Here is an 11,932-nt window from a genome sequence, read left to right as displayed (position 1 = left end):
TCAAGTGCGGGTGCCATTGGCCTTGGTCAATTGATGCCAGCAACTGCGCGTGATCTGGGCGTCGACCCGCGTGATCCGCTGCAGAACCTCGACGGCTCCGCCCGCTACCTCGCGATGATGTTGGACACGTTCGGCGATCCACGCCTTGCCCTTGCAGCCTACAACGCCGGACCCGATGCGGTCCGCCAGTACGGCGGCATTCCCCCCTACCGAGAAACCCAGAACCACGTGGCCCGCGTCATGGCTGTCGTGGCCCGATTGGAAGGATCAAATTCATGAAACAGATTTCAAACCTCTTCGTCGCCGCGCTGGCGATCTTCCTGCTCATTGCAGAACCGGCCCTGGCGCAAAGCATCGACCTCTCCCCAATCCAGAGCCTGCTGCAAGGTATCGTCGATGCGTTGACCGGCCCGCTTGGCGTTGTCATCGCGACGCTTGCCGTTCTCGGGGTCTTTCTCAGCTGGTTCTTCAACATCATCGATCTGCGCCAGGCGCTCTGGGTCCTCGTGGGCATCGCTGGTGTTGCCGCCGCCCCCACCATCGTTGCCGCGGTCTTTGCCGGTGGCTGAGCGCGCGCCTCTCTTTCTCGGCCTCGTGCGCCCGCCGAAGCTTCTGGGCCTGCCCATCATGTATGCGATGGTCTGGCTCTTCGGTTCGGTGCTCCTATTCGTCTGGGTCCAGCACATCGTAGTGCTGACTGTCGCGGCCCTGCTCTATCCGGTGCTTTGGAAGGCCGCCGATTGGGACCCACGCTTCATCGACGTGATGATGACGGCGCTGCAGGAGACACCGCCCACGCGCAACAGGTCCATTCATGGCGGGGACAGCTATGCCCCGTGATGACGCCCGTGATGCTGCGCTCGATGCCCGCACAATGACGCCAGACTGGTATGCGCGCGAGACCCGCCTCGCGCATATGCTGCCCTATGTGAGCCTCGTTGACGACCAGACCGTGCGGACTCGGGTGAACGAACTCTTCCGGTGCATCCGGCTCGAGGGGATCAACAGCTACACGACGGACGATGCCTATCTCGACAAGGTGACGGCGCTCGTTGCCCGGATCATCGCGCAGCTGGGACCGGAGTTCAGCTATTACGTCCACAAGGTCTCCAAGGCCATCAAACCGGATCTGGACCCGATCCGTGAGGACAGCTTCGCAGGAGAGGTTGACCGGCGCTGGCGCGCGAAACTCGAGAACAGTGGGCTCCGCGACAAAACACTGACGCTCACCGTCATTCACCGCCCGCCCCCGAAAAGCCTCCTGCCGCACCTCGGCCGCAGCGCGCCGGACCGACTGAAGGAGGAGACCCGCAAACGCCTGCAGCGCCTCGGTGAGGCCGTGAACGTCTTCCTCTCGGGGCTTACCGAGCTCAAGCCGCGCCTCCTGTCGGCTGCATCGGGGGAATTGGTAGGGTTTCTGGGCGCGCTCAATACAGGAACCGAGCTGCCGCTTTATCCGGCAGACACCTACGGCTTTCTGTCCTTCAATGTCTCCAATACCCGCGTAACGTTCCAAGGCGATTATTTCGAGCTGTCCGAAGGCGTCGTGGGGCACCGCTACGGCAAGAGCTTCACCATCGGTGAATACTCGGAAGGCACCTCCTGCACCATGTTCGACATGCTGAACCTGCCGGTCGACATGATCGTCACCCATTCCTTCACGCCGATCAATTCGAACCTCATGGCGGGTCGTATCAAACGGCAAAAGCGCCAGATGCAGGCCAGCCAGGACGCGGCCCTCTCGCTCCTGGAAGCCCTCGACATCGCCGCCGATGATCTCGAGGCCAAGCGCCAAAGCTTCGGCGAGCATCACATGGTCGTGACGCTCTTTTGCGAAACGCTCGATGAGCTGCAGTCGCTCAGCGCGGAGATCGTGAATGCCGCCGCGACCGAAGGCGTGAAGATGATCGGCGAGCGGGTCGCCGCCAAGGCGCATTACCTCAGCCAGCATCCCGGCAACCAGCCCAAGCGCGTCCGCGCCAGCGCTGTGACCAATCGCAACTTCGCGGATTTTGCGGCCTTCCACCGAACGCAGCTCGGCAAACCCGCCCCGAAAACTCCCTGGGGCCATGTCGTCACATATTTGCCCACGCCGGAGCAGAGCGCCTACCGGTTTTCCTATCACGAGCAGGGATCGCCCGACAAAGAACCGACCAGCGGCCATACCCTGATCATGGGGCGGCCCGGGTCCGGCAAATCGGTGCTGTCAGCCTTTCTGATGACCCAAGCCCGCCGCGCAGAGGCGCGGATCTTCGTCTTCGATTACCGTCTTGGTATGGAGATGGCGGTCCGCGCCAATGGCGGGCGCTACGCGTCCCTGAACGCCGGTCAGCCCACGGGCCTCAACCCGCTCTGGACAGAGACCGATGCCCGCGGCACCGCCTGGCTCTCGGACTGGCTTGCCACTCTGCTCTACCGCGCTGACAAGCCCCTGACGCCAGCACAGACCAACCGCATCCAGGAAGTCGTGCGCCAGAATGCGCAGGCCTCCAATCCAGCCCTGCGGAACTGGCGGGATTTCGCATCGCTTTTTGTGTCCACCGATGATGGCGGCGATCTGCACCAGCGCCTGCTCGAATGGTCTGAGGACGGCCGCTATGGCTGGATCTTCGGGCAGAGCCTCGAGGACACGTTCTCACTCAAAGGGGATGTGGTGGGCTTCGATCTGACCGGCATTCTCGACAGCGAGGCCGACAAGGAGCGGATGGCGGTTCTCTCCTATCTTTTCCGCCGGGTCGAACGCGAGATCGAGGATCGCCGCCCCACCATCATCGTGATCGACGAGGCCTGGAAGGCCCTCGATAACGCGTATTTCGCCGAGCGGCTGTCGAACTGGCTGGTGACAGCGCGCAAGCAGAACACGGTTGCCGTGATGATGACGCAATACGCAAGCCAGCTCGAGCGCACCCGGACCGGCAAGACCATCGTCGAAGCCGTTCCGACGCAGATCCTGCTGCCCAATATCCGCGCGCAGCCTGCGGATTACGCAATGCTGAACCTCACGGAGAAGGAACTCGACGTCCTTCTCAACACGGGCAGCAACAGCCGCTTGGCGCTGATCCGCGACGATCAGGGCTCAATCGTCGTCGATGCCGATCTGAGCGCGCTTGGACCCAATCTCACCATCCTTGGTGGCATGGAAAAGGGCGAAGCGCTTGTCGGCGCCGATTACCGCGACCGCCCGGACTTCTGGAGGCTTTCATGATCCGTATCCTGTTTCTTCTCGCCGCGCTCCGCGTTTTGGCCTCCTGCACCCAGTACCAGGAGCCGCAGGTGAACTGCTTCACATTCCTTGCGTCCACGGCACCCGTCGCGCCTGATTGTGACTTCACGCCCCTTGGCACCCCGGAGGGCGACATTGAAGTCTAGCCTGCCTCATATTCTCGCGTTTTGCCTGTTGCCTGGTCTCGCCTTGTCTCAAGGGGTGCCCACCAATGACAGCGGGCTGACCGCGCGCGACATCGTCGAGACCGGCGACCGCGAAACAGACTTGGCCCTTCAGGCGGACAAGCTTGCCGTGCGCGAACTGATTGCCGAGATCGAGCGCGAACAGCTGGAAACCCTCGGACGCATCCTCGATGCCCAGACCAACTTCGGCGGTCAGGGCCTGCTGGCTATGGTCTCGGGACTGGAAAACGGCAGCGGGGATCCTGAGCGCTCGGTGGCGGCGGTCTATGGCAATGCCAACATCGACCCCAATCCCGGCGGTGCGCAGATGTTGGGCGACGCCGCCGAGACCATTGAGCAGCTCATCATCCGCGTGGCTCAGGAGACCAGCGGCTTTGCCGGTGTTGGCCGCGCGGGTCTCTCCCCCGTCCAATGGCGCGCGTTGCTGCAAGCGCTGATCTGGCAGGAAAGCCGGTTTACGATTGGGGCACGGTCTCCCATCGGTGCCTATGGTCTCACCCAGATCATGCCTGGGACGGCCAGCGATCTGGGCATCAATCCGGAATACTATGATAGCCCCTACCTGCAGGTGCATGGTGGCGCCCGCTATCTCGCGACCCAGCTCAACACATTCGATGGCAACATCGTCAACGCCCTCGCGGCCTATAACGCAGGACCCGGTCGAGTGTTCGAATATGGCGGCGTCCCGCCCTTTGCGGAGACCCAACACTACGTCCAGGTCATTCCTGAACGCTACAATCTTTATCTGAGCCGCATCGGCGGGATCGAAGCGCTCGGCACGATCGATCCGGCGCTTCTCGCCAATGCCAACCTCTCGCTCACGGGTCAAGGGGCAGCCTTCTACGGCAGCAGCTCGCCTGTCGCGATCCGCCAGGCCGCCCTGCGCATTCGCGATATCGTCGAACGGATTTCCGAAACCGAGGATGCGCAGGAGAGCGTCACGCTCAACACCTATGCCCGAGCCGAACTCGTGCGTCTCGTGGCTGCCCGCATCCGGCTTCAGGCTGCACGCACCCGCGTCCTCTCCGCCGAAGAGCTGACCCAGGCCAGCGCCCGCATGGCCGAAGGCGCGTTCATGGATTTTACGATCAGGGAGATTGAATGATGGGACATCTTCTCTTGAGGACAGCTTTGGTCACGACACTTGGCGTTGGCTTGCAGTTCAGCGCCCTACCCCCTGCCGCAGCACAAGGTGTACCGGTCGTTGACACCCAGAACATCGCGCAAAACATCCAGCAGCTCCGGCAGATGATCGAGGACGAGATCCTGCAAAACGAGCAGCTGACGCAGCTCCGAGAACAGCTGGCCACGCTCACAGATCAACTCGCGGAGCTGCAAAGAACCTACGAAGCACTCACCCGCCTTGCCGAGCTTCCCGAGATCATCCGCACGGAAATGGAAGACGAGTTGAACGGCCTGCTCGACCAGGAGTTCGGCGACATCCTCGCCACGATTGAGGCGATCAAGACGGGGGATTTCTCCGGCCTCTCCGGTTCTGGCGCAGGCGAGATCGAAACCCAGATGGACCGCGTTCTGGCCGACCTCGGCTTTGACGAGGACACCCTCTCGGAAATGGCCACGAGCGGAAATCCGGGCGCGAACAGAGTCGCTACTCAGGCCACGACCGGTGCCCTTGTCTCAGCCGCCGCCCAGAACAGCTATGAAGATGCCGGCCAATCGCTCGAGCGGGTCGACCGCCTTGTGGGGCTTATCGACGACATGGACGAACTCAAGGAAAGCATCGATCTTAACACGCGCGTGACCGCGGAGCTCGCCATTGCGCTGGTCGCCATGTGGCAGCTCGAAGCCATCCAGACCGTGGGCGATGGCACGGGCGGCGTGATCGATGCCGCCACCATCGCCGAAGAGCAGCGGTTCATGGATTTCACCTTGCCGGACCTGCGGGCCGAGTAATCGTGGGGGCATGAATGGTGGCGAGTGAACAAGAAATCATCGAGGAAGAACTGGTCTACGGTGCCTTGCGCCGCGAACGGCTCTGGCAACGCCTTGGCCTGATGGGCCTTGTCTTCGGTGTCATCGGCTGTCTGAGCGCGGCGGCGGTCTCGATCCTCGATGTCGACCCGCCCCCCGTCGTTGTCCCCTATGATCCCGCCACCGGCTTTGCACTCCCCGAAGCCTCGGTCGGCGCCTCCTCGGTGACCGCCAACCAGGCGATCATCGAGGCGGAGGTGTTCCGCTATGTGACCGACCGGGAGGTCTATAACCAGCTCGACAACGATCTGCGCATCCGCAACGTCCTGCGCCGCTCGGACGGAGCTGCCGAGAGCGGGCTGCGCCAGATCTGGAACAGCGCCAATGAGAACTACCCGCCGACGGTCTATGGCCCCAATGCGCGGCTCGACGTGGAGATCCTCAGCATCAACCGGATCGGAACCAACCGCGCGACGGTCCGCCTGCGCAAGCGCCTGACATCTATCAACGGCGTCCAAACCGGGCTTTTCACCGCCACGCTTCTCTTCGAGTTCCGCCCCGAGACCCGCCGCTCCATCGATGAGGTCTGGACCAATCCGTTCGGCTTCACCGTGCTCGAATATTCCATCCGCTCCGACAGATTGGAGAACTGACGTTGTTGTTCACAAGATCGCTTGTTTTTGTCATTGCCCTGTTGCCCGGCCTTGCCTCCGCCGAAGCCATCCCGCGTGGCGGTCCCAACGATAGCCGGGTGCGCTTGGCCACCTACCAGGAGGGTCAGGTCTACCGCCTCAACGTCTCGCTCACCCATGTAACCACCATCGAGTTCGGCGAAGGCGAGAGCATCCGCTCGATCATCGCAGGCGACACGGAGGGCTTCGAGATCGACGGCGTACCCGGCGGTCAGGCCTTCGCGATCAAGCCGGTGGCGCGCGGGGTGCATACCGATGTGACCGTCTACACGAACAGGCGCAGTTATTACTTCAACGTCCAGGAGACCCGAAGTCCGACCTTTTACGTGGTCCAGTTCCGCTACCCCGAAGACAATACGCGGCCCACACGTGCCATCGCCGCCCAAGCGCCGAACTACAATTACGGTGCCAGCGCGCGCACCGAGTTCACCCCGACCCGCATCTGGGATGACGGGACGTTCACGTATTTCGAATTTCCGCGGAACGCGCCGGTGCCTGCGATCTTCCGCTACGCGAATGGCCGTGAGCGGACGGTCAACACGCAGGCCACCGAGGATGGCGTGATCCGGGTTTCAGGCGTGAACAGGCAATGGGTGCTGCGGATCGGTGACGAGGTGGTCTGTATCGAGGCCACACCACCTGCGGGGGTAGGCTCATGAGCGATACTGGAAACGCAGACCTCGAGAAACGCCTCGCTGCTCTAGAACAAGGCAAGGGCGCTGGTTCGCCCCCTGCCCCACGGCGCTCACCGCTGCTCGCTGTGGTCGTCGTCCTTGTGATCGGGGCGGGCGGTGCATTGCTCTATCTCATGTCCCAACCCGAGGAAGAGGAAGCCCTGCCCACAGCCACACCCGACGTCTTCCAGAACGAAGGCGACGGCTTCGGTGCCATCGAAACTCTCCTCCCGCCTGAACCCGAGGTCGTGCTGGTCGCACCAGACCCGGTGGAACCGAATGCCGAGCTTCTGGCGCAGCTTGCAGCTCTTCAGGCCCAGATCGAGGACTTGCGCAATGCACCCGAACCCGTCGTCCAAGAAGATACAGCTGCCGCCGAAGCCATCGATGCGCTGACAAGCCAGATCGCGGCGCTGCAGTCCGCCTCGGAAGCCGCGCAGCAGCAGTTTCGCGATGAGCTCACAGCGCGCGATCGCGAGCTGGAGCAACTCCGGATGGACCTCGAACTTGCGCAACTTGAGGCCAACCGGCCCCTTCCAGCACCCATCGGCCCCACGGAGGACGAGTTGCGTGCGCGGGAAGAGGAACGGCTCCGCCGCGATGAGGAAGCAAGACGGCTCGCGGAACTTGAACGCCGCGCGGCCGAAGAACGCGCGTTTCAGGAACGCCGCATCACCTCGCCCACCATCGCCTTTGGTGGCACCTCAGGCGCAAATGAAACAGCACTGGCCGAACGGACTTTTGGCGAGGTGACGGATTTCGTGCTGAACGGTGCGTTGCCCTCCACCGTGACGCAGGCCGAGGTGATCGCCAATCCCTCCAACACGATTCTACAGGGCACCATGATCCAGGCCGTCATGGAAACCGCCCTCGACAGCTCCCTGCCCGGTCAAACCCGGGCCGTCGTTTCCGAAGACGTGTTCAGTTTCGACGGTTCTCGCTTACTAATCCCGCGCGGCTCCCGTCTTATCGGGCGGTATCGTTCGGGGGTAGATATCGCGCAGCGCCGGGTCACCATTGCCTGGGACCGGATCATCCTGCCCGACAACCAGACGATCCAGATCAGCTCTTTCGGGGGCGATGAACTGGGCCGCTCCGGCGTGACCGGTTTTGTCGACACGCGCTTTGATGAGCGTTTCGGTTCGGCGGCGTTGATTTCCCTGATTTCTGCGGCGCCCAGTGCCGCCACCTCCGAGGTCCAGGATGAGACTGCTGCGGATGTGCTCGAAGACGTTGGCGATGATCTGGCAGATGCCACGGACAGCGTCATAGGCGATTACCTCTCCATCGGCCCTGTCATCTATGTTGACCAAGGGGCCCGCGTCACCGTGATGGTCGACCGCGATCTGGAGATATTCTGAGCCCATGTCGCTGAGCTATCTCGAAACCTCCCTCGACCGGATCGATGCCGCGGCCCGCGAAGATGTCATCGAGATCTGCATCAATCCTGACGGCAGCTGCTGGGGCGAATTCCAGGGCGATCATTTCATGCGGCAGCTGGACCAGACGCTGACCGCAACGGAAGTGAAGGACCTCGGTAACCAGATCGCCTCTTCCGCCAATACCACAATGAGCAAGGACCGCCCCATCGTCTCGGTCTCGATCACCTACAAGGGCCGCCCGATCCGGGCACAGGTCATCACCCCGCCTGCCGTGCTCTCTGCCATGTCGATCAGCCTGCGGTTCTTCTCAAGCCTGCCACTCGATGGGATCGCGCTCGATTTCCTCTATGGCAAGGAACGCAAGCTCGAGGAACTGCGCCTCGAAAAAACCCGGGAACTGCGCGGGGTCGTGGCCGCGGACGTGATCGACGACGCGCTGGCCTTCTGCGTGGAGAACAAGCTCAACATGATCGTCTCGGGCGGCACCTCCACCGGCAAGACCGTCGCCGCGCGCAAGATCCTATCGCACGTGCCATCCGAGGAACGCATCGTCACCATCGAGGAGGCGGCCGAGCTTCTGCCGACCCAACCAAATGCCGTGACCCTCATCGCCAATCGCGACTCAGAATTCCAGACCGCCGATGTGCTTCTCACCGCGACGCTGCGGATGCGCCCCGACCGGATCATCCTCGGCGAGGTGCGCGGCAAGGAGGCAATGACCTTCCTCGAGGCAATCAACACGGGCCATGGCGGGTCCATGACCACCCTACATGCAGAAACCCCGCAACTCGCCGTGCAGCGGCTCGCGATCGCCGCACTCAAGACCGAGATCCCGATGACCTATGCCGACATGATCCAGTACATCGAAAACTCCATCGATGTGATCATCCAGGCCGGTCGCCACAATGGCCGGCGCGGCATCACCGAATTCTACCTCCCCGGCGCAACTGAGATTGGAACTTCCCCATGAAGACCTTTGAATATGATATCCTGTGTTTTCCCATGACCCGCAAAACCAGCCTTGCCGACATGCAGGCCAGCCTGAATGCCAAAGGTGCGGAAGGCTGGGAGGTGGTGTCGATCAGCTCCTCGGAATTCGCCAATATCGGGCACACCGTTTTCCTGAAGCGCGAAACCACACCCGCTGGAGCCACGGCATGAGGCAGGCGCAGCACCTGGCCTTGGCCGCGCTGGCCCTAAGCCTGACGCCTACCTTCGCCGTTGCCGAGCGCAACCTAGTGCCAACCCTCGATCGCAGCTTTGACGTCTGTCCGGACCGGCCCGCCGAGCCCGTCTGGATGCAGGAAATTCCGCTCCGCCAAGCCTATCAGCGGGTTCTGGTTCAGGACATCTATCGCGCCCAGAATCTCGAGCGGGTCGTCGAGATCGGCAACTGCGACTGCGCGACCCGGTTCCCGTCCTGGGACGCAGCCGAGGCCGTGTTTCGGGAGAGCTACGCGAGCGACGAACGGTGGGAAATGCTGCAAGCCTCGGACGCCTACAACCGCCGCGCCAACGCCGCCCGCCCTGCCGCTAAGGCAATCTGCGACGCCGCAGGCAATTGGTAAGGCAGCGCCGCGATGAGTGTCGTCACCTATTTCGTTGAAACCTCCCAGGCCTATCTCGACACCGCCGCTGAGACCCAGTTTGGTGCGGTTGCGGCAACGGTCGGCACGCTCCTGGTTTTGGGGACAACGCTGGTGGTGATCCTCGTCGGCATCAACATGATCTATCAATACCGGGCCATGGATGGGCACACAGCCTTCTGGCTCGCGGTCAAGATCGGGCTCATCGGGATATTCGCGACCAACTGGATGCAGTTCAACGCGTTCGCGTCTGCCATTCTCTATGGGATCGACAGTATCGCGGGCGCGCTGGTGGCCTCGGTCGGCGGCGGCAGTCCGTGACCCTCTGGAACTTTCGCCGAAGAATTCGACCGATTGATTTCGGAGCTTGGCGATTACCTGAACGCCGCCGGGTCAGAGCTGAACTGGATGGCAGGGGCCATGCTCGACATTGTCGGGGTCCTCTTGCTCTCGATCCTCGGCGGGCTGGCCGCCTTCATCCTCGTGGCATCCCGCCTGATGATCGCGCTTTTGATCGGGATCGCACCGGTGATGATTTTCCTGACCCTATTCGAAGTGACCAAGGATTATTTCGCGCGCTGGCTGTCGGCGCTGATCTCCTTTGCGCTATACCCCATTGTCGTCGCAGGCGTGTTCGCAACGATCACAGGCGTTTCTTCCGCGCTCATCGGCGAACTAGGCGACCCCGAAGGGGCCTCAAACATTGGCGCGCTTATTCCCTTCTTCATGATGGTCCTCATGGCGAAGGGCTTCATCATCGCAACGCCGTTTATCGTTCGCGCGATCTCAGGCAATATCATGATGCCCGCCCTCTCCGGTGGGCTCGGCGGCGGCTACAGCTTTGCCCGCGCAGCCATGGGCAGCCAGCAGGCCTACAATCGCTACCTGATCGGTGGGGTAAGCGGTGCGGAATATGCAGCCCTCAGAGCGCGGCAGTTCTTCGGTGTGCAGCAGATGCCTGTTCGGCAAGGGATGGGGCAGACGGGTTCCGCAGGAGGCACAGAATCCGCAGAATCGGGGTCAAAAATGCTGGCGCAGCTGGCGAGACTGGGACGGCTTGGACGACGGTGACGGCCCTAACCGGCCATTGCCGCACTGATCCGAATTCTGCGGTGCAGTCCACTTTGCGGACATTGGCCTCCGTGATCAGTGCCTCTATCATCTACCGCAGATCAAAGAGGAATTCATATGGAACGCGAACCCAACCTTGTCATTTCCAGCACCTCGCAGCGCATCGTTGAGGATGGGGTGCCATTCAAGGTAGACATCTACAAACTCGAAGGCGGGGACGGTTGGTCGCTGGAAGTTGTGACCGAAGACGGGACATCCATTGTCTGGGACGATCTCTTTGAAGACGACCGAGCCGCATTCGAAGAGGCTATCAGTACCATCCGCAGTGAAGGCGCAATCGCTTTTGCCAACGGTGGTTCAAACGTCGTCCCGTTTAAGCAGTAGGCGGCACTGTCAGAAGAAACTGGCTTGAGGCGGGCAGGGTGTATTTGTAGCGTCTGGATATGATCACACCTGATCCATTTCGCTATTTCAAAACGAGCCGCGAGATTATCCGCCTGGCGGTGATGATGTACGTCCGTTTCCCTCTGTCCCTTCGCAATGTCGAGGATCTGCTGCACGAGCGCGGCGTCGATGTCAGTCACGAAGCAGTCAGGTATTGTTGGCATCGGTTCGGTCCAATGTTCGCGGCGGAGATCCGTAAGCGCCGAATCCAAGGCATGAAATCGAGCAAATGGCGCTGGCATCTGGACGAGATGTTCGTGAAGATCAATGGCGAGCGACACTATCTCTGGCGGGCTGTGGATCACGAAGGCGAAGTCCTGGAAAGCTTTGTGACTAAAACTCGCGATAAGAAATCCGGGCTAAAATTCCTCAAGAAAGCAATGCGTAAGCATGGTTGTCCCGAGGTGATCGTCACGGACATGCTGCGTTCGTACGGCGCTGCGCTGAAAGAGATAGGCGCCGCAGACAGGCAGGAAACCGGCCGCTGGCTGAACAACAGGGCAGAGAATTCACATCTGCCATTCCGACGACGAGAACGGGCCATACTTCGATTCAGGCGCATGCGAAGTTTGCAGAAATTCGCCGCCGTTCACGCTTCCGTCTACAATCACTTCAATCAGGAACGCAGCCTCTCAAGTCGAACTAATTTCAAGCTCAACCGTGCCGCTGCTCTTGCCGAGTGGCGTGGTCTCTGCGCGACATAAGGGGCAGCTTCACTGTCCTTGCAGAGACGAGTTCGAATT

General features: G+C 61.5%; 15 protein-coding genes and 1 pseudogene. All 16 read left to right on the top strand.

The features are described from left to right. On the top strand, positions 1 to 279 hold a 279-nt coding region (locus C7964_RS18795), incomplete at its 5' end, for a lytic transglycosylase domain-containing protein (protein WP_146214895.1). Continuing rightward, positions 276 to 569, top strand: coding sequence for a TrbC/VirB2 family type IV secretion system protein (locus C7964_RS18790; RefSeq protein WP_110281104.1), 294 nt, complete (start codon positions 276 to 278; stop codon positions 567 to 569). The genes C7964_RS18795 and C7964_RS18790, both read left to right, overlap by 4 nt. Further along, positions 562 to 840, top strand: coding sequence for a VirB3 family type IV secretion system protein (locus C7964_RS18785; protein ID WP_110281103.1), 279 nt, complete (start codon positions 562 to 564; stop codon positions 838 to 840). The genes C7964_RS18790 and C7964_RS18785 overlap by 8 nt, the downstream gene beginning before the upstream one ends. After that, entirely contained in the window at positions 830 to 3,205 is a 2,376-nt protein-coding gene (locus tag C7964_RS18780) for a VirB4 family type IV secretion/conjugal transfer ATPase (RefSeq protein ID WP_110281102.1), read from the top strand. Before C7964_RS18785 ends, C7964_RS18780 begins: the two co-directional genes overlap by 11 nt. Continuing rightward, complete coding sequence (locus C7964_RS20070; RefSeq protein WP_181417249.1) at positions 3,202 to 3,369, top strand: hypothetical protein; 168 nt, start codon at positions 3,202 to 3,204, stop codon at positions 3,367 to 3,369. The genes C7964_RS18780 and C7964_RS20070 overlap by 4 nt, the downstream gene beginning before the upstream one ends. After that, positions 3,359 to 4,513 carry a lytic transglycosylase domain-containing protein gene (locus tag C7964_RS18775; RefSeq protein ID WP_220000203.1) on the top strand — a complete coding sequence of 385 codons (1,155 nt, stop codon included), beginning with the start codon at positions 3,359 to 3,361 and terminating at the stop codon, positions 4,511 to 4,513. The genes C7964_RS20070 and C7964_RS18775 overlap by 11 nt, the downstream gene beginning before the upstream one ends. Next, the gene (locus C7964_RS18770; RefSeq protein WP_110281105.1) at positions 4,513 to 5,322 is read left to right on the top strand and encodes a type IV secretion system protein; all 810 of its coding nucleotides are present in this window, start codon (positions 4,513 to 4,515) and stop codon (positions 5,320 to 5,322) included. The genes C7964_RS18775 and C7964_RS18770 overlap by 1 nt, the downstream gene beginning before the upstream one ends. Positions 5,323 to 5,336: 14 nt before the next feature. After that, on the top strand, positions 5,337 to 5,993 hold the full coding sequence (locus C7964_RS18765) for a VirB8 family type IV secretion system protein (protein WP_110281100.1): 657 nt from the start codon (positions 5,337 to 5,339) through the stop codon (positions 5,991 to 5,993). Positions 5,994 to 5,995: 2 nt separating this feature from the next. Continuing rightward, positions 5,996 to 6,691, top strand: a complete 696-nt coding sequence (locus C7964_RS18760; protein WP_110281099.1) for a TrbG/VirB9 family P-type conjugative transfer protein — start codon at positions 5,996 to 5,998, stop codon at positions 6,689 to 6,691. Then, positions 6,688 to 8,067 (top strand): TraB/TrbI/VirB10 family type IV secretion system protein, encoded by a 1,380-nt coding sequence (locus C7964_RS18755; protein ID WP_110281098.1) that lies wholly within the window; start codon positions 6,688 to 6,690, stop codon positions 8,065 to 8,067. Before C7964_RS18760 ends, C7964_RS18755 begins: the two co-directional genes overlap by 4 nt. 4 nt (positions 8,068 to 8,071) lie before the next feature. Beyond that, positions 8,072 to 9,058 carry an ATPase, T2SS/T4P/T4SS family gene (locus tag C7964_RS18750; RefSeq protein WP_110281097.1) on the top strand — a complete coding sequence of 329 codons (987 nt, stop codon included), beginning with the start codon at positions 8,072 to 8,074 and terminating at the stop codon, positions 9,056 to 9,058. Further along, positions 9,055 to 9,249, top strand: a complete 195-nt coding sequence (locus C7964_RS18745) for a DUF4177 domain-containing protein (RefSeq protein WP_110281096.1) — start codon at positions 9,055 to 9,057, stop codon at positions 9,247 to 9,249. Before C7964_RS18750 ends, C7964_RS18745 begins: the two co-directional genes overlap by 4 nt. Next, on the top strand, positions 9,246 to 9,656 hold the full coding sequence (locus C7964_RS18740) for a hypothetical protein (protein ID WP_110281095.1): 411 nt from the start codon (positions 9,246 to 9,248) through the stop codon (positions 9,654 to 9,656). Before C7964_RS18745 ends, C7964_RS18740 begins: the two co-directional genes overlap by 4 nt. Positions 9,657 to 9,668: 12 nt before the next feature. Then, positions 9,669 to 10,745: pseudogene (locus C7964_RS18735) on the top strand (TrbL/VirB6 family protein). A gap of 117 nt (positions 10,746 to 10,862) precedes the next feature. Next, on the top strand, positions 10,863 to 11,129 hold the full coding sequence (locus C7964_RS18730; RefSeq protein ID WP_110281094.1) for a hypothetical protein: 267 nt from the start codon (positions 10,863 to 10,865) through the stop codon (positions 11,127 to 11,129). 59 nt (positions 11,130 to 11,188) lie between these two features. Further along, positions 11,189 to 11,893 (top strand): IS6 family transposase, encoded by a 705-nt coding sequence (locus tag C7964_RS18725; RefSeq protein ID WP_110281093.1) that lies wholly within the window; start codon positions 11,189 to 11,191, stop codon positions 11,891 to 11,893. The last annotated feature ends 39 nt before the right edge of the window (positions 11,894 to 11,932 follow it).

It is taken from the genome of Loktanella sp. PT4BL, assembly GCF_003201935.1.
In the GTDB taxonomy this organism is placed as follows: domain Bacteria; phylum Pseudomonadota; class Alphaproteobacteria; order Rhodobacterales; family Rhodobacteraceae; genus Yoonia.
This window is presented reverse-complemented; position numbering and strand designations above follow the sequence as displayed.